The sequence below is a fragment of the Phenylobacterium sp. genome (assembly GCF_030693405.1).
Taxonomy (GTDB): domain Bacteria; phylum Pseudomonadota; class Alphaproteobacteria; order Caulobacterales; family Caulobacteraceae; genus Phenylobacterium.
The window spans coordinates 30,918-48,385 of sequence record NZ_JAUYAW010000011.1; the positions used below are offsets into that span (position 1 = coordinate 30,918).

Consider the following 17,468-nt stretch of genomic DNA (forward strand, 5'->3'; position numbering starts at 1 on the left):
GGTTCGACACTCGAGGAAACGGCCCATGACTCCCCCATCCCTCTCACCCCCGCCGACCGGCGGGGCGCGGCTTCTGCGCGCAGCCATGGCGCCTCTGGCCGCCATCATCCTGGCAGGGACAGCCCAGGCGCAGACGGCCGAGCGCCCGCCGGGACAGGGTGAAGTGGAGATCCGACGCACCGCTCATGGCGTTCCGCATATCCGCGCCCTGGATCGGGAGGGGCTGGGCTTCGGGGCGGGCTATGCCTACGCCCAGGACAACATCTGTCTGATGGCCGACCAGATCGTGACCCTCAGCGGCGAGCGGGCGCTGACCTTCGGCGCCGATGGACAGACCACAGTGTCCTTCCGCCCGATCCCCAACATCGAGGCCGACGTCTTCTTCCGGACGATCTTCGACATGGACGCCCTACGGCAGGCCTTTGCAGAGGTCGATCCCCGCTATGCCGACATGGTCCGGGGCTATGTGGCGGGCTATAATCGCTATCTCAGCGACACGGGCCGCGCGGCCCTGCCGGCGCCTTGCCGCGACGCCGACTGGGTCCGGCCCATCACCCTCGACGACCTGCTGCGCCTGAACGATGAAAAGATGGTCCAGGCCAGCGCCGGAGCCTGGCTGTCGTCGATCGTCGCGGCCAAACCGCCGGGCGGCTCGCCCCAGACCGCGCTGCGGGCCCCAGAGCCGGCGCAATATGCCGGTCTGGGCAGCAATGGCTGGGCCTTCGGCAAGGCGGCGACCGCACAGGGCCGAGGCCTTGTCCTGGCCAATCCCCACTTCCCCTGGGCGACCACCAACCGGTTCTATCAGGTTCACCTGACCCTCCCGGGCGAGCTGGACGTCATGGGCGTGACCATGGCCGGCCTGCCTGGCGTCTCCATCGGCTTCAACAAGGACGTGGCCTGGACTCACACCGTCTCCACCGACCGTCACTTCTCGCTCTTCCAGCTGGACCTGAAGCCGGGCGATCCCCTGACCTATATGGTGGATGGCGCACCCCATCCGATCGAGGCCGTCCAGGTCGAGGTTCCCGTCAAGGGGGAGGCCGAGCCGCGCCGCAGGACGGTCTATCGGACGGCCTACGGACCCGTCGTCGCGGCTCCGTCCAGCGGCTTTGCCTGGGACACAGCCCACGCCTACGCCCTGCGCGACGCCAACCGCGGCAATCTGCGCGCCTCGGAGGTCTGGCTGCGGTTCGGCGTGGCGAGCTCCGTCGAGGACATCCACCAGGCCCTGGTGGAGAGCGTCGGCATGCCCTGGGTGAACACCATCGCCGCCGACCGTCATGGCCGCGCCCTCTATGCCGACATCACCGCAACGCCCAATCTGAGCGACGCCCATATGCAGACCTGCGCGGCGGATGCGCCGGCCGCGGCCAACTGGCGGGCCGCCCGGCTCTTCGTGCTGGACGGCGCCCGGGGCGCCTGTGACTGGCCCGTGTCAGCCGAGACGCCCGACGGGGGCCTGATGCCCGGGAGCGCCATGCCCGCCCTGTTCCGCGACGACTTCGTGGCCAACAGCAATGACAGCTACTGGCTGACCAATCCGGCCGCGCCCCTCACCGGCTATCCGCGGGTCATCGGCGAGGAAGGCGTGCCGCAGAACCTGCGCACCCGCTCGGGCCTGCTGGAGATCACCGCATGGCGCGAGGGAAGCGATGGACAACCCGGCCGCCTGTTTGACCGCAAGGGTGTGGAGACCATCCTCTACCGCAACAAGGTCCTGGCCGCCGACCTCGTCCTGGATGACCTGCTCGCCGCCTGCGGCCAGACCCCGCGCCAGACCCTGGAGACCGGGGTCCTCGACCTCACCCAGGCCTGCGCCGTCCTGGCCCGCTGGGATCGTCGGGCCGATGCCGACAGCGTCGGAACCCACCTCTTCCTGGAGTTCTGGACCACCGCCCACAAGATCCCTGACCTCTATGCGATCCCCTTCGATCCTAGGCAGCCGGTGACCACCCCCCACGGCCTGAGCCCCTCGCCGGAGGTTCGGGCCGCCGCCCTGCGCGCCCTGGCCGAGGCCGTACGGCTGACCCAGTCCCGCGGCCTGGCGCTGGACGCACCCTGGGGTCAGGTCCAGGTCCGCCCGGTGGGCGCTGAGCGGCTGGCCGTCCACGGCGCGGACGGCGATATCGGGGTGCTGAACGCCCAGCGTTCGGTCTGGAGCGATGAGGCCAAGGCCTATCTGCCGGTCCATGGCTCAAGCTATGTGCAGGTGGTGGAGTTCGAGGCGGACGGCCCCAAGGCCGAGGCGGTGCTCAGCTATGGCCAGAGCGCCCATCCGGCCTCGCCCCACTATGGGGATCAGACCCGTCTCTATGCCGCCGAAGCCTGGTGGCCCTTGCCCTTCACCGAGGCCGAGATCGCTGCTGATCCGGCCCTGACCGTGACTCGACTGACCCGTTGACCATAGCGACCGGGCGGCGGGTTCAGCCCTTCGCCCGGTCCACCGTCTCGACGCTGGGATTGGCGCGCAGGGCTGCGGCGATGTGGGTCAGGTGCTTGGCGTCCTTGACCTCGAGGTCGAAGTCCACGTCGAAGAAGTCCCGCTGCCGGTGGTGCATGCGCAGGTTGACGATGTTGCCGCCCGCCTCGCCGATCACCGTACAGACCTGGCCCAGCATGCCCGGCGCGTTCTTGATCGTCGCCACCAGGCTCGACCGGGAGATGGTGTTGCGCTCGGCCTCCGGCGTCCATTGCAGGTCGCGCCAGACCTCCTCGCGGTCTTCATACTCGGCGAGGGTCGCGCAATCGATGGTGTGGACCGCCAGGCCGCCGCCTTCCGGATCGAGGATGCCGACGATCCGGTCCCCGGGCACCGGGCTGCAGCAGGGGGCGAAGTGCAGGGTCATGCCTTGGGTCAGGCCGCTGCCGCGCACATAGAGCCGGGCGCCGGCCCCGCCCTCGATCCGGCGCTGGGCGGTGGCCGCCTCACGGTCCTGGGCGTTCAGGCCGGGGAAGACCACGTCCAGCACCTGGGTCGGCGTGACCCGGCCCCGGCCGACAGCCTCATAGAGATCATCCTCAGTGGCGGTGGCGAACCGGTCGAGCGCCGGCCGCAGGGAGACGTCGGCCAGTCGCTTGCCGGCCCGCTCGAAGGTCTGCTCCACCGTGGCGCGACCGAGCCTTGTGAACTCGTCCTTCTCGCTCTGGCGGATATGCCGTCGGATGGCCGAGCGGGCCCGACCCGTCACGGTCAGCGAGCGCCAGTCCGGCGGCACCACGGGCTTGGCGCCGCGGATAACCTCCACCACGTCGCCATTCTGCAGCAGGGTGCGTAGGGGGCGCAGCTCGCCATTGACCTTCACCCCGATGCAGGTGTCGCCCACATCGGTGTGGACCGCATAGGCGAAGTCCAGCGGCATGGCGCCCCGGGGCAGACTGACCAGCCGGCCCTTTGGCGTGAAGACGAACACCTGGTCGAGGAACATTTCGAGCTTGGCGTGCTCCACCAGCTCGTCGACGTCGCCGCCATGCTCCAGCAGCTGCACCAGGTGGCGCAGATTGACCAGCGGGTCGCGCCCGCCGGCCGCGGCCTGGGCCTCGGCGTCGAAGCCATAGCTCTCGTTCTTGTAGCGCCAGTGGGCGGCGACCCCGTCCTCGGCCACCCGGTCCATGGCCTCGGTGCGGATCTGCATCTCGATGCGCATGCCGCGCGGCCCCACCACCGTGGTGTGGATCGAGCGGTAATTGTTCCGCTTCGGGGTCGAGATGTAGTCCTTGAACCGCTCGGGCACGCTGGACCAGGCCCGGTGGATGACCCCCAGCGCCCGGTAGCAGTCCTCCTCGGAGTCGACGATCACCCGGAAGGCGTAGATGTCCGACAGCTGGGAGAAGCCGATCGATTTGCGCTGCAGCTTGCGCCAAATGGAGAAGGGATGCTTCTCGCGGCCGAACACCCGGGCCGGAACCCCGCCCTCGGCCAGCTTGCCCAGCACCTCGTCGGAGACCACCGAGACCGCCCCGCCCTGCTCCTGACGCAGCGCCGACAGCCGCCGACCGATGGCGTCCCGGGCCACCGGGTTCAGGTGGATGAAGGCCAGCTCCTCCAGCTCGGTGCAGATGCGGTGACAGCCGATGGACCTCGCCAGCGGCGCATAGATGTCCAGGGTCTCCCGGGCGATCCGCTCGCGCTTGGCGGGGTTCTTGATGAACTCCAGCGTGCGCATGTTGTGCAGCCGGTCGGCCAGCTTGACCATCAGGACGCGCACGTCCTTGGAGATGGCCAAGATGAACTTGCGCAGGTTCTCCGCCTGGCGGGTATGTTCGGAATTGCCCTCCAGCTGCGAGAGCTTGGTGACGCCCTCGACCAGCTCGCCGATCTCTTCGCCGAACAGCTGGTCGATATCGGCCCGGCTGACCGGACAGTCCTCGATCACATCATGCAGCAGGGCCGTGACGATGGTCGCGGTGTCTAGCCGGTAATCGGTGAGGATGCCCGCCACCTCGATGGGGTGGGCGAAATAGGGGTCGCCGGACGCGCGCTTCTGCGAGCCATGCATACGCATGGCGTAGACATAGGCGCGGTTCAGCAGCGCCTCGTCGGCGGTGGGGTCGTAGGAGCGGACCTTCTCGATCAGCTCATATTGGCGAAGCAGCTTGGGCGGACGCGCCGGAACAGGCGCGTCCTTGAGCTCGGCGACGGGTTGGGCCGCCTGGACGGTTAGAGGGTCTGCGCCTTCGGGGCTCAGTACCGCTCCTCCTGACCGCCATCCCGGTCGCTCTGCAGGGCCCGGATCAGTTCCAGCTCGCTCATCTGGGCGTGGGTCGGGTCGGCCAGCAGGGCCAGGGTTTCGGCCTCTTCCTCAGCCTCGGTGTGCTCGTCCACACGCTGCAGGCTGGAGATCAGGTTCTCGCGCAGCTCCTCGGCGTCGACCACGTCATCGGCGATCTCGCGCAGGGCGACCACGGGGTTCTTGTCGTTGTCCCGGTCCACCAGCAGCTGGGCGCCGGCCGAGATGCCCCGCGCACGATGGGCCGCCAGAAGAACCAGGTTGAAGCGGTTCGGAACCTTCTGGATGCAATCTTCGACGGTGACGCGGGCCATGAAATCCTCAGATCTGATCTAGAACCCGCCAAAATAGGCGGTTTGCACCGATTGTGCAACGCCGCAGAGAAGGAGCGCCGCATTCGAGCGCGCGTTTCCGGCGGCGCTAGCCATTGGCCCGGTCGCCCTACGGCACGCAAGCCTGATCCGCGCAGGTCCGCTTCGAGCGTTGGCGCATTTCCCCAGCTACGAGCACAAAGACGACAATCGCGAGTCTCCGGGCAAGCCCCGCACTCCACTCTTCCGGATTGCTGACGCCCCCTCCATTGGGCCGCGATGAGTGCTAGACGTTATTATTGAAATCCGGGATGAATACTGCGTCTATTATCGCCCTAGCAGTCAACAGACAAATCATGGAGTACGAACGAAATTGCGCAACAATAGACCCCCATCTGATCGCGATCAGGATGCGAATCTTGAGGAGTACGAAATCATCATATCTCGGGCAGATATCGATGAAACCGAAAGAATGACCCTCATGTCGCGGCTTGCAGATAATGGGTCAATATTAGCAATGAATTTTATGGGAGATCGATTTTATCTTCAGCGAGGCCATCAGCTGGATCTGGATACAGCAAAGGGGTGGTACGAGCGTGCTGCGTCAAACGGGTCTCTTTTAGCTTTAACAAACCTGGCGATTATATCGACAATGCGCGGAGATACGAAGCAGGCAGTTGAAATGTTTGATCAGGCCTCTCGCATGAACTATGCACCGGCAATGTATTCGCTTGGTATAGCGTATGCGTATGGTGAATTAATTGAGGCCGATTTGAGTAGGTCCGGAGAGTTGCTTGAGGGCGCCGCCGGAATGGGATTTCTCTCAGCGGAGAGGGAGTTGAGGGTGCTTGAGCTGAGAGGAAGATTCGGGGTTGTAATGTGGTTTAGAGCGCTGCTGGCGATTTTTCCGCTGATGAGTAAACTTGCGGATGCTAAAAAGCGGGGCGCCTGGCCGGAGAAGGTTGGAGACTGGTAGGAAAGTCGGGCCACGCACCGCTATCAGGTCTGTTGACGCCCAACGCATTGCGGGAACGTTGGGCCTGCAGGGTTTTACCGAGGGGACCGGTCACGGCGCGACAGGCGCGTGTCGTCTTTCCCGGTGCCCCGCAGCACACTACCCGAGGTAACCGGCGGCAGCAGACCCTTTTCAGCGACGCCGATCATCGAACGAAAGTTCAGCCTAGCCTCGAATTCTAAATGTAGTGCGCTTCCCACCTCCAGGATCTGTCTTACCCTGCCCGCGCGTCGCACCCCACGCTCGCCCCCACCGCCAACGCCTGCGCCGTCTGCCCCGACACCGGATGGCGCCAGTCCGGTGCGATTTCGGCCAGGGGTCCCATGACGAACAGGCGGGTGTGGGCGCGGGGATGGGGCAGGATCAGGTCTGCGGCCTCGATCACCGCCCGCCCATGGGCGATCAGATCGAGATCCAGTGTCCTGGGGGCGTTCCTTTCGCCCCGATTGCGGTTGAATTCCGCCTCGATTGAAAACAGGGTACGCAGAACCGAACTCGGTTCATTCGGCGTCTCGACAATGGCGACGCCGTTGCGATACTCCGGGGCTGAGGGGTCCGGCCAGGCGGCCGAGCGCCACCAGCGGGACCGATGAAGAACAGGCAATCCCGCCTGATCCAGACGCGCCAGGGCGGCTTCCAGAAGGGCTTCCGAGGACGAGAAATCTCCGGCGAGATTACTGCCCAGGGCGATCACTACCGCTCCGTCCCAGCCCGACCCCGCGCCGCTTTCAAGGAATTCCACGCTTATGACCTTCTACCCCACCGATCGGCTCGCCCTCTTTATCGACGGCGCGAACCTGTACTCGGCGGCCAAGGGACTCGGCTTCGACATCGACTACCGCAAGCTGCTGGAAGAGTTTCGCAAGCGCGGCGTGCTGGTGCGGGCCTACTACTACACCGCGCTTGTCGAGGACCAGGAGTACTCCCCCATCCGCCCGCTGGTGGACTGGCTGGACTACAACGGCTTCCGCCTGGTGACCAAACCCGCCCGGGAATATACCGACGCCCAGGGGCGCAAGCGCTGGCGCGGCGACATGGACGTGGAGATCGCCGTCGACATGATGGAGATGGCCGAGCACGCCGACCATCTGCTTCTGTTCTCCGGGGACGGGGACTTCCGCTGCCTGGTCGAAGCGGTGCAGCGCAAAGGCGCGCGGGTGACCGTGGTCTCCACCGTCAAGTCGCAGCCGCCGATGGCGTCCGACGACCTGCGCCGCCAGGCCGACGCCTTCATCGATCTGGCCGACCTGTCGGAGATCATCGGCCGGCCCTCGCGCCTGCCTAGGTTCATCCAGGAAAGCCGGATGACCAGCTCCAGCGAGACCGAGGCGGATGCCGAGGCCTGAGCCGGCCGTGAGCTCCGCCGAACCGCCCCGCGACTGTCCGCTTTGCCCAAGGCTGGTGGCCTACCGACAGGTCAACCGTGACGCCCATCCCGACTGGTGGAACGGCCCTGCGCCCTCCTTCGGCGACGCGGGCGCCCGCCTGGCCGTGGTGGGGCTGGCGCCCGGACGCATGGGCGCCAACCGAACGGGGCGGCCCTTCACCGGCGACTTCGCCGGGGTGCTGCTGTTTGAGACCCTCATCAAGCAGGGCTTTGCGCAGGGGTCCTATGAGGCGCGACCCGACGACGGGCTCAAGCTGGTGGACTGCCTGATCACCAACGCCGTGCGCTGCGCCCCGCCGGGCAACAAGCCCGAGACCAGCGAAGAGAACACCTGCCGGCCGTTCCTGACCGCGCGGCTCGACCAGTTGCCGAACCTCAAGGTGATCGTCACCCTGGGCGATGTCTCACGTCGCAATGTGCTGAAGGCCCTGGGGCTGAAGGCCAGCGCCGGCGTCGGCGGCCACGGGTCAGAGTTCCAGGCCGGCGCCTACCGGGTGATCAATTCCTACCACTGCTCCCGGCTGAACACGAACACCGGCCGGCTGACGCCGCAGATGTTCGAGGACATCTTCATCCGCGCCCGCGAACTGCTCACGGACTAGAGGCTGGTCCGCCCCCACTGCAGACGAAGGTCACCTCGCCTCTTCCGTCAGAGTCGGACTTGATCCGACCATCCATGAACACTGAGGCCAGCCCGGTGTTCATGGACCCTCGCGTCAGGCGCGAGGGGGACGGGAAAAATGAAGGTCTAGGCGAGCCGCCAATAGTGATAGCGCCAGAGCGGCGTAAAGCCCGCCCGGGCGTAGAGGGCGAGCGCCGGCGCGTTGCCCGTCTCCACCTGCAGGAAGGCCTTGGTCGCCCCCCGCTCCAGGGCCGCGTGCGCCAGACGCGCCATCACCTGGCCCGCCAAGCCCTGCCCGCGGCGATCGCGGCGGGTGCGCATGCCATGCAGGCTGGCCCAGCCCTCCGCCAGGCTGAGCACACCCACCGCATGGGTCCCCTCCCCGTCGCGCACGGCGGCGAACACCGCGCCCGGCGAATTGGACAGCACCGCCACGCGCTGGGCGCCGTCCTCGGGATCAAATCCCTCGCCCAGGAACACAGATGCCCAGGCCTCGTCCGGGCGGTCCAGCAGGACGACCTCGTCCGGGTCCGCGACTGCAGCCACCCTGGCCAGGTCGGCGCGCATCACCTGGGTCGGCTGGGTCGGGACATAACCCCGTTCGGTCAGGGCCTCGGCATGGCTCGACAGCCCCTCAACCTCGGGCAGGCGAAAGACCGGCGACATGGACCGGACGCGATAGGCCGCCTCGATCCGGGCGATCAGGCCCTCATCGCGCACCAGGGTGTGGGTCAGGGGCGCAGCCGAATGGGCCCGGCCGATGGAGCCAGGGCGCAGGCCAAGAATCCAGGGTCCGATCACCTCATGGACCTCATGGGCCACCGCGGCGATCGTCGCCCGCTCGATGGCCTCGATCTCGGCCGGGCCTGGCGAGGTCGCGCTCACCCCTTGTCGCGGAGCAGGCGGGCCTTGTCGCGGGCCCAGTCCCGCTCGGCGGAGGTCTCGCGCTTGTCGTGCAGCTTCTTGCCCTTGGCCAGCGCGATCTCCAGCTTGGCCAGGCCCTTGTCGTTCCAATAGAGCTTGGTGGGGACGATGGTGCGCCCCTCCCGCTGCACCGCCCCGATCAGCCGGTCGATCTGCTTGCGATGCAGCAGCAGTTTCCGCGGCCGGCGCGGCTCGTGGTTGAAGTGGCTGGCCTTGGCGTAGGGCGGGATGTCGGCGTTGATCAGCACGATGTCGCGCCCCTCAACGGCGGCATAGGACTCGGCGATATTGGCCTTGCCCGCGCGCAGGGACTTCACCTCGCTGCCGGTCAGGGCCAGGCCCGCCTCCATGGCGTCGTCGAGGAAATAGTCGAACCTTGCGCGCCGGTTCTCGGCGATGGGTTTTCCCGCCATGAGGTCCTCAGATCAGTCCGGCGTCATGCATGGCCGCCAGGACTTCCTTGCGCGAGGCCTCGGACGCTGGGGTGATCGGCAGGCGCGCCTCCTCCGAACACAGACCCAGATGGGCCATGGCGAACTTGGTGGGGCCAGGGGATGCGTCTGTGAACAGGGCCCGATGCAGGCGATAGAGCCGGTCTTGCCAATAGAGGGCGGTCTTCCAGTCGCCGCTGAGGGCGGCGTTGTAGAAGGTGGCGCAGAGATCGGGCGCCACATTGACGCTGACCGAGATCGAGCCATGGCCGCCGTGGGCCATGTAACCCAGCGCGCTGGGATCATCGCCCGACAGCATCACCCAATCCGATCCGCACAGCAGCCGCTGCATGGTCGGCCGCGTCATGTCGCCGGTGGCGTCCTTGACGCCCACGATGTTCGGCAGCTTGGACAGCCGGCCAAGCGTCTCGTTGGAGATGTCCACCCCGGTGCGCGAGGGCACATTGTAGACGATCACCGGCAGCTGCACGGCCTCGTTGATCGCCGCATAGTGGGCGTACATGCCCTCCTGGCTCGGGCGGTTGTAATAGGGCGTCACCACCATGGCCGCATCGGCGCCCACGGCCTTGGCGTGCTTGACCAGCTCGATGGCCTCGCGGGTCGAGTTTGACCCGGCGCCGGCGATCACCGGCACCCGGCCAGCCGCCGTCTTGATGCACAGATCGACCACCCGGCGGTGTTCGTCATGGGAAAGCGTCGAGGTCTCGCCGGTGGTGCCGACGGGCACCAGACCGTGGACGCCGCCGGCGATCTGGCGCTCGATCAGGGCCACATAGGTGTCCTCGTCCACCGCGCCATCGCGGAAGGGGGTCACCAGGGCCGGCATGACGCCCCTGAATAATGGTTCGGACATTGTCTGCAAAAAGCCGTGAAAGCGCCGCATGTTGTTGCGGCCTATGATGTTGCGCGGACAATATGTCCGGCGCGGCCCTGGCCGCAACCGCCCGTATCGTCCCTGATGGGCGAGAGCCTGGAGTTCCTGTTTGCACGTCCTTGCGCCGAAGACCCTTCTGACCGCCGCCGCCCTGTTCCTGGTGGTGGGCGTTCCCCATGCGCAGACGCCGCGGGCCACGACGAACGACCCGTTTCCCCGCCCCATTGAACTGCAGCCGGTCAACCGCGCGCCGCTGGCGCCGCTGTCGGTCAGCGAGAACCAGCTGCTGCGCCAGGCCCTGACCGCCGCACGCCGCGGTGACGTGGCCGGAACCCGCAGCCTGATCGACGCCATGTCGGACGACATCGCCAAGAAGATCGCTGTCTGGACGCTGGTCGATGCGGCCGGCGAATCGATCGGCTTCTTCGAGGCCGACCAGGCCAGGCGTGATCTGGCCGCCTGGCCCCGCAGCGCTAAGCGGCAGGAAACCGCCGAGAAACTCCTGGTCACCTCCGGGCTGTCGCCCCAACAGACCATCGCCTGGTTCGGCGGCGAGGCCCCAGTCACCGCCCGCGGCGCCATGGCGCTCGCCAGCGCCCTGAACGCCACCGGCCAGCAGGCCGAAGCCACCGCCCTGATCCGCCGGTTCTGGCGTGACGAAACCTTCGAGGCCGGGGATCAGGCCTCCATGCTCGCCCAGTTCGGCGGCTATCTGCGGCCCGAGGACCATATGGAGCGGGCCGACCACCTGCTCTATGGGCAACAGGGCCCCGCCGCCCAGGCCATGCTCGGTCTTCTGCCCCCCAGTGAGCGGGCGATCGCCGAGGCCCGTATCGCCCTGCGCAACCGTTCGGCCGGGGCCGAGGCGATGATCGCGCGCCTGACGCCTGATCAGGCCGCCCATCCGGGCATCGCCTTCGAACGCGCCGCCTTTTATCGGGCTCGCGGGGACGAGGCCCGCGCCTATGACACGCTGGCGCCCCTGCCCCCCGGCCAGGGGCAGGTGACCGCCGCCGCAGCGCGCGTCTGGCGCGAGCGCTATCCGATGACCCTGGCGGCCCTGCGGGCTGGAAACTACCGCAACGCCTATCGCGCCTCGGCCAATACGGGCCTGACCGTGGGCGCCTCGGCCGCTGAGGCGGAATTCTACGCCGGCTGGATCGCCCTGCGTCGGCTCAACAACGCCGAGCTGGCCGACCGCCACTTCGCCGCCATCGCCGAGATCGGCTCCTCGCCCATCACCCGGGGCCGCGCCCTCTACTGGCGGGGCCGGGCGCATGAAGCCATGGGCGACGCCGCCGGCGCCCAGCGCTTCTACGCCGCCGCCGCCGAGCACAGCACGACCTTCTACGGCCAGCTGGCCGGCGAGAAGGTGGGCGACGGGACCATGACCCTGCCGCCCGAGCCGGAGATCACCGAGTTCGACCGCGCCCGCTTCGAGGGCCGCGACGTGGTCCGCGCCGCCCGCCGGCTGAACGAGATCGGCGAATCGGGCCTCTTCCGGACCTTCGCCCTGCACCTGAAGGACACTGTGCCCAACAGCGCCGAGCAGGCCCTGATCGTCGACATGGCCCGCGGCTACGGGGATCAGACAGGCTCCATGCTGGTAGTCCGCGGGGCGGCCACCCTGGGCCATGTCCTGCCCCTGCGCGGCTATCCGAATCGAACCCCGCCGCAGGTGCCCAATGCGCCGGAGCTGGCGCTGACCCTGTCGATCACCCGGCAGGAAAGCGGCTTTGATCCGCTGATCCGCTCGCCGGTCGGCGCCCGGGGCATGATGCAGGTGATGCCGGCCACCGCCCAGATCGTCGCGCGCCAGATCGGCGTCTCCTACTCCCCGGGCATGCTGGATGACCCGGACTACAATATGCGCCTGGGCCAGACCTATATTTCCCAGATGCTGAACCAGTTCAGCGGCTCCTACCCCCTGGCCATCGCGGCCTACAATGCGGGCCCCGGACGTCCCAGCCAGTGGATCAGCTTCTGCGGCGATCCCCGTGGGGCCGGGACCGATCCGATCGACTTCGTGGAGTGCATCCCGTTCTCGGAAACCCGCAACTACGTGATGCGGGTCATGGAAGGCGCGCAGGTCTACCGCGCCCGTCTCAACAACGGCACGGCCAAGATCACGATCTCACAGGACCTCGCCAAGGGCGGCTACGCCTATCCCCGACCGGCTGCCGCGCAATAGCCGCGATCAGTCGATAGTGATGCCGCTGAGCAGGCCCTCGATGGTCACCTGGATCAGCTCGTCCTCAGGCTGCCAGGGGAAGTTCGGGCGTGACAGCCGCAGGGCCACAACCCCATGGCAGGCGGCCCATAGCGCCTGGGCTGCGCTGTCGCCGTCGCCGAGCCGTAGCCGGCCCTCGGCGGCGATCTCGCGCACCACGCCGCTGAACTTGTCGTAGCAGGCGGCGGCCAGTTCGGCCGTGGCGTCCGTCCCGTCGGCGCCCTGCGGGAAGGGATGGGTCCCGGAAAACACCAGCTGGTAGGCGTTGGGGTGCTCAAAACCCCAGCGCATATAGGCGTCAAGCATCATGCGGGTGCGGTTGACCGCGTCCAGGGGGCGCTCGGCGATCTGGCTGTTGCGGTCGAGCAGCTCCTGCATCACCCCCTGACAGATCTCCAGCAGAATGCAGGCCTTGTCGGGAAAGTGCATGTAGAGGGCGGTGGAAGAGACTCCCACCTCCTCGGCGATCCGCCGGATGGTGGCGCCCTCGTAGCCGTCAGCCACGAAGATGCGCTCGGCCGCCTGCAGGATCTCGGCCCGCCTCAGATGTCCGTCGCCCTTGGCCTTGCGGGCCGACCGGCGCCGTGTGGTGCTGACGCTCACCAACTCAAACTCCCCCTCGTACACAGCAGGTCAACGGAAACCAATTTCCGTCCTGTGACAACCCCGCGCCCGATTGCCGAGGCTTTTCAGCCGCCATGGACCATACCGCACCCTATAGAGTTTCATCCTCTGGCGCGCCGGGCGGGTTTTTCGTAATCGAGACCCCATGACAACCCGACGCCCCACCGTCGCCGAGACCCCCGGCGTGATGCGCACCACCGGATGGGCGGACTACGCCCTGCTGGATTCCGGCGACGGCAGGAAGCTGGAGCGCTACGGCCCCTACACCGTCGTGCGCCCCGAGCCGCAGTGCCTGTGGGCGCCGCGCCTGGACACCGAAACCTGGGCGGCCGCTGACGCCATCTTCGATCCCAGCGACGAGGAGGACGCCGGCCGCTGGCGCTTTCAGGACAAACCCCTTGAGGCCTGGGCCATGTCCTGGCGCCAGGCGCGGTTCAACGCCCGCTTCACGGCCTTCCGTCATCTCGCCTTCTTCCCCGAACAGGCGGCCAACTGGGAGTGGCTGGAGTCGCGCATCCGCAGCGAGGTTCAGGCCAAAGCCGAGCCGCCTCGGGTCCTGAACCTGTTCGGATACACCGGCGTCGCCAGCCTGGTCTGCGCCGCGGCCGGCGCGGCGGTGACCCATGTGGACGCCTCCAAGAAGGCCATCGCCATGGCCCGGGAGAACGCCGAGTTGTCCAACCTCGCCGACCATCCCGTCCGCTGGATCTGCGAGGACGCCCGCCGCTACGTGCAACGGGAAGTCCGCCGGGGTTCGCGCTATGAGGGGATCATCCTTGATCCGCCCAAATACGGTCGCGGCCCCACGGGCGAGGTGTGGCGTCTGTTTGAGGATCTGCCTGAGCTTTCGGGCCTATGCGCTGAACTTCTTTCGGAAAAGGCGTCCTTCCTGATCCTGAATGCCTATGCCGCACGCATCTCCGGCGCGGCCCTGGCCGGACTGCTGTCCGATCGGCTCGCCGACCGTGGCGGCACCATCGAATGGGGCGAACTGGCCCTGGCCGAGGAGGCTGGCGAGCGACAGATCGGCCTGTCATTCTATGCCCGGTGGGCCTCGTGAGCGGTCGCACCGTCACCTCCCTGACCAATCCCACGGTCAAGGCCGTGCGCGCCCTGCACCAGCGCAAGACTCGGGACGAGACCGGCCTGTTCGTCGCCGAGGGGCTGAAGAACGTCACCGAGGGCGTCGAGACCGGCCATGCGCCGGAGATCCTGCTCTATGGCCGCGACGCCGCCGACCACCCCCTTTTGCAAGCCGCGGCCGAAGCGACGGAGGACGCCGGCGGCGAGGTGATCGAGGTCACGGCCGAAATCCTCGCCAAGGTCTCCCGCCGGGACAATCCCCAGGCCGTGGTTGGCGTCTTCCCGCAGGTCTTCACCCCCCTCACCGCCCTGCAACCTCGCCTGGCCAAGGCCTGGGTCGCCCTGCACAGGGTGCGTGATCCCGGCAATCTGGGGACCATTATCCGCACCGCGGATGCGGCTGGCTGCGGCGGCGTGGTGCTGGTGGGGGAATGTTGCGACCCCTATTCGGTGGAGGCGGTGCGGGCCACCATGGGCTCGATCTTCGCCGTCCCTATCGCCAAGGCCACCGAAGCGGAATTCGCCGCCTGGCGCCGCGACTGGCCAGGTTCAGTGGTCGGCACGCTCTTGAGCGCAGAGGTCGACCATCGCAACGCCGACTATGTGCATCCGGCCCTGATCCTGATGGGCAATGAGCAACAGGGCCTGCCGCCGGAGATGGCCAGCCTTTGCGACGTCAACGTCAAGATCCCCATGCGCGGTCGGGCCGACAGCCTGAACCTTTCGGTGGCCACCGGCGTCATGATCTACGCCGCCAGCTAGCTTCGCGGCTTGGTCCGGGTGGTCGGGTCGGCCACCGATGGGTCTTCGGGCCACGGGTGACGGGGATAGCGGCCGCGCATGTCGGCGCGCACGTCCCGCCAGGAGCCCCGCCAGAACCCCGGCAGGTCCTGGGTCAGCTGGATCGGCCGCCTCGCCGGCGACAGCAGGGCGAGGGTCAGGGGTCGACCTGCCACCGTCGGGTGCTCGTTCAGACCGAACACCTCCTGAACCCGGATCTCCACCCGCGGACCGCCCTCGGCCTCATAATCGATCTGCGCCCGGTTGCCGGTCGGCGCGGTCCAGTGGGTGGGCAGCTCCGCCTCCACGCGCCGCTGGAGATCCCAGGGAATGAGGCTGCGCAGGGCGCCGTCCAGCAGGTCGGGCGTCAGGTCGGCGAGCCCGCGAACGCCCGACAACAGGGGCGTCAGCCAGTCGTCGAGGACCGCCACAAGCGCCTGGTCCGACAGGTCCGGCCAGGACTGTGGGTCCTGCTCACGCAGGAAGCCGATGCGTTTGCGCAGAGCCGTCGCCGCCGCCCCCCAGCGCAGGGCGCCTAGCCCCTCCCGCCGCAGGCGCGCGGCCACGGCCTGGGCGACAACCTCTGCCTGCGGATTGTCATCGACACTCTCATGCAAGGCGAGCCGGCCAAGCCTTGTCAGGCGGCGCACGCGGATTCGGCCGCCGGGGCTCTCCTCGATCCGGTCCTCGGTCTCCAGGATGGGCGCAAAGGCGTCGAGGATCTCGTCCTGGGTCAGGGGTGCGGCAAGCAGGATGCGGTCGCGGCGATCCCCGCCGCCGAGCTCGGCCACCGCCAGCCAGGGCTCGCGAGCCAGGACGTCGCCCGGCTCGATGAAGGCGCCGCGCCCCGTGGCCAGCTGAAACTCCCCTTGCGGCCCGCGGGCCTTGGCCACCCGCTCAGGGTATGCGAGCGCCAGGATCTGGCCGTCGCTGAGGGGCGCTCCACGGCCTTCCCGCACGCCCCGGCCCCAGCGTTCGGCCAGGGCGCGGGCGTCCCGGGCGCGGGGCGAGCGATCGCGATCAAAGGCCTCCAGCCTGTGGGTCAGGTGCGCCTCCCGCCCGCCAATCCCCCGCTCGGTGACGAGGGCCGCGATCCTGGCGGCCCGACCGGCCTGTCCATGCTCGGCCGCCCGCAGCACCATATGGGCCAGCCGCGGCGGTAAGGGCATGTCGGCCAGGGCCTCGCCGTGCGGGGTCAGAACGCCGGCGGCGTCCACCGCCTCAAGTCGGCGCAGCAGGGCCTGGGCCTCGGCCAGGGCGGCCTTCGGCGGCGGATCGAGGAAGGCGAGATCGTCGGCCGACTTCGCCCCCCACCTAGCCATGTCGAGCGCCAGACCCGACAGGTCGGCGTCCAGGATTTCAGGGTCGGCGAAGGCCGGCAGGGCGCGGGTCTCGGCCTCGTCCCACAGGCGGTAGCAGACGCCGGGCGCGGTCCGGCCCGCCCGCCCCCGTCGCTGGTCGGCGGCCGCCCGGCTGACCCGCACGGTGGCCAGTCTCGTCAGACCGCTGGCGGGATCAAAGCGGGGGACACGGGCCTGGCCTGAGTCGATCACCACCCGCACGTCTTCCAGGGTCAGGCTGGTCTCGGCGATGGAGGTGGCCAGCACCACCTTTCGGATTCCAGGCGGCGGCGCGGCCACGGCCAGGTCCTGCGCCTTGGGATCGAGCGCGCCGTAGAGCGGCGCCACCCGCACATCGTCCCGGCGCAGGCGTTCGCGCAGGCGCTCGGCCGTCCGCAGGATCTCCCCCTGCCCCGGCAGGAAGACCAGCACGCCACCGGACTCCTCAGCCAGGGCCCGCTCGATGGCCCGGACCACGGCGTCTTCCAGGCGCAGGGCGTCGCTCCGCCCGAGGTAGCGGGTCTCCACGGGAAAGGCGCGGCCCAGGCTCTCGATCACCGGGGCGTCGCCCATCAGCCGGGCCACAGCGGCCCCGTCCAGAGTGGCCGACATGACCAGCAGGCGCAGGTCCTCCCGCAGAAGGCTCTGGGCGTCCAGCGCCAGGGCCAGACCGAGATCGGCGTCCAGGCTGCGCTCATGGAACTCGTCGAAGATCACGCAAGCCACGCCGGCCAGGCCCGGATCGCCTAGGACCATGCGGGTGAAGACCCCCTCGGTGACCACCTCGATCCGCGTGCGGGCTGAGACCTTGGACTGCATCCGCACGCGAAAGCCGACGGTCTCGCCCACCGCCTCCCCCAGGGTGGCGGCCATCCGCTCAGCCGCGGCCCGGGCGGCCAGGCGGCGGGGCTCCAGCATGATGATGCGCCCGCCAACGAGCCAGGAGGCGTCCAGCAGGGCGAGCGGGGTGACCGTGGTCTTGCCGGCGCCCGGCGGGGCGACCAGCACCGCGCGCGGTCCCGCGATCAGGGCGTCCTGCAACACCCCCAGCACATCGTGGATCGGCAGCAATGGGGTCGCAGGCGGTGGGACGGCG

The 17,468-nt window shown here is 68.3% G+C and carries 15 protein-coding genes; 7 read left to right on the forward strand and 8 right to left on the reverse strand.

Going from position 1 to position 17,468, the window contains the following annotated elements:
• Positions 1 to 25 precede the first annotated feature (25 nt).
• Entirely contained in the window at positions 26 to 2,404 is a 2,379-nt protein-coding gene (locus tag Q8N19_RS02700) for an acylase (RefSeq protein ID WP_305588103.1), read from the forward strand.
• Between the two features lie 22 nt (positions 2,405 to 2,426).
• Here the strand turns inward: Q8N19_RS02700 and Q8N19_RS02705 are convergent, their stop codons facing one another.
• Together Q8N19_RS02705 and rpoZ are read right to left on the reverse strand one after the other, a co-directional pair.
• On the reverse strand, positions 2,427 to 4,505 hold the full coding sequence (locus Q8N19_RS02705) for a bifunctional (p)ppGpp synthetase/guanosine-3',5'-bis(diphosphate) 3'-pyrophosphohydrolase (RefSeq protein WP_371133775.1): 2,079 nt from the start codon (positions 4,503 to 4,505) through the stop codon (positions 2,427 to 2,429).
• A 179-nt stretch (positions 4,506 to 4,684) separates the two neighbouring features.
• Entirely contained in the window at positions 4,685 to 5,044 is a 360-nt protein-coding gene (gene rpoZ, locus Q8N19_RS02710; protein WP_293316865.1) for a DNA-directed RNA polymerase subunit omega, read from the reverse strand.
• Between the two features lie 280 nt (positions 5,045 to 5,324).
• Between rpoZ and Q8N19_RS02715 the strand changes: the two genes are divergently transcribed.
• A complete protein-coding gene (locus Q8N19_RS02715; protein ID WP_305588104.1) occupies positions 5,325 to 6,017 on the forward strand; it encodes a tetratricopeptide repeat protein in 693 nt (230 codons plus the stop codon).
• A 253-nt stretch (positions 6,018 to 6,270) separates the two neighbouring features.
• On the opposite strand, the gene folK is transcribed toward Q8N19_RS02715, so the two are convergent.
• On the reverse strand, positions 6,271 to 6,798 hold the full coding sequence (folK, locus tag Q8N19_RS02720) for a 2-amino-4-hydroxy-6-hydroxymethyldihydropteridine diphosphokinase (RefSeq protein WP_305588105.1): 528 nt from the start codon (positions 6,796 to 6,798) through the stop codon (positions 6,271 to 6,273).
• A gap of 4 nt (positions 6,799 to 6,802) precedes the next feature.
• Between folK and Q8N19_RS02725 the strand changes: the two genes are divergently transcribed.
• The gene (locus Q8N19_RS02725; protein ID WP_305588106.1) at positions 6,803 to 7,402 is read left to right on the forward strand and encodes an NYN domain-containing protein; all 600 of its coding nucleotides are present in this window, start codon (positions 6,803 to 6,805) and stop codon (positions 7,400 to 7,402) included.
• Positions 7,389 to 8,045 (forward strand): uracil-DNA glycosylase, encoded by a 657-nt coding sequence (locus Q8N19_RS02730; RefSeq protein ID WP_305588107.1) that lies wholly within the window; start codon positions 7,389 to 7,391, stop codon positions 8,043 to 8,045. Before Q8N19_RS02725 ends, Q8N19_RS02730 begins: the two co-directional genes overlap by 14 nt.
• A 146-nt stretch (positions 8,046 to 8,191) precedes the next feature.
• On the opposite strand, the gene Q8N19_RS02735 is transcribed toward Q8N19_RS02730, so the two are convergent.
• The 3 genes from Q8N19_RS02735 to dapA are packed head-to-tail and all read right to left on the reverse strand — an operon-like array spanning position 8,192 to position 10,294.
• Positions 8,192 to 8,950 carry a GNAT family N-acetyltransferase gene (locus tag Q8N19_RS02735; protein ID WP_305588108.1) on the reverse strand — a complete coding sequence of 253 codons (759 nt, stop codon included), beginning with the start codon at positions 8,948 to 8,950 and terminating at the stop codon, positions 8,192 to 8,194.
• Complete coding sequence (gene smpB / locus Q8N19_RS02740) at positions 8,947 to 9,402, reverse strand: SsrA-binding protein SmpB (RefSeq protein WP_293316850.1); 456 nt, start codon at positions 9,400 to 9,402, stop codon at positions 8,947 to 8,949. Before smpB ends, Q8N19_RS02735 begins: the two co-directional genes overlap by 4 nt.
• Before the next feature lie 7 nt (positions 9,403 to 9,409).
• Complete coding sequence (gene dapA / locus Q8N19_RS02745) at positions 9,410 to 10,294, reverse strand: 4-hydroxy-tetrahydrodipicolinate synthase (RefSeq protein WP_305588109.1); 885 nt, start codon at positions 10,292 to 10,294, stop codon at positions 9,410 to 9,412.
• Between the two features lie 130 nt (positions 10,295 to 10,424).
• On the opposite strand from dapA, the gene Q8N19_RS02750 reads away from it, so the two are divergent.
• Positions 10,425 to 12,506, forward strand: coding sequence for a transglycosylase SLT domain-containing protein (locus tag Q8N19_RS02750; RefSeq protein WP_305588110.1), 2,082 nt, complete (start codon positions 10,425 to 10,427; stop codon positions 12,504 to 12,506).
• A gap of 6 nt (positions 12,507 to 12,512) precedes the next feature.
• Here the strand turns inward: Q8N19_RS02750 and Q8N19_RS02755 are convergent, their stop codons facing one another.
• Positions 12,513 to 13,148 carry a TetR/AcrR family transcriptional regulator gene (locus Q8N19_RS02755; protein WP_305588111.1) on the reverse strand — a complete coding sequence of 212 codons (636 nt, stop codon included), beginning with the start codon at positions 13,146 to 13,148 and terminating at the stop codon, positions 12,513 to 12,515.
• A gap of 166 nt (positions 13,149 to 13,314) precedes the next feature.
• On the opposite strand from Q8N19_RS02755, the gene Q8N19_RS02760 reads away from it, so the two are divergent.
• Both Q8N19_RS02760 and Q8N19_RS02765 read left to right on the forward strand, forming a co-directional pair.
• The gene (locus Q8N19_RS02760; RefSeq protein ID WP_305588112.1) at positions 13,315 to 14,229 is read left to right on the forward strand and encodes a class I SAM-dependent methyltransferase; all 915 of its coding nucleotides are present in this window, start codon (positions 13,315 to 13,317) and stop codon (positions 14,227 to 14,229) included.
• Positions 14,226 to 15,014, forward strand: coding sequence for an RNA methyltransferase (locus Q8N19_RS02765; protein ID WP_305588113.1), 789 nt, complete (start codon positions 14,226 to 14,228; stop codon positions 15,012 to 15,014). Before Q8N19_RS02760 ends, Q8N19_RS02765 begins: the two co-directional genes overlap by 4 nt.
• Here Q8N19_RS02765 and hrpB read toward each other — a convergent pair.
• A complete protein-coding gene (gene hrpB, locus Q8N19_RS02770; protein ID WP_305588114.1) occupies positions 15,011 to 17,443 on the reverse strand; it encodes an ATP-dependent helicase HrpB in 2,433 nt (810 codons plus the stop codon). The two genes, Q8N19_RS02765 and hrpB, sit on opposite strands and share 4 nt — an antisense overlap.
• Between the last annotated feature and the right edge of the window lie 25 nt (positions 17,444 to 17,468).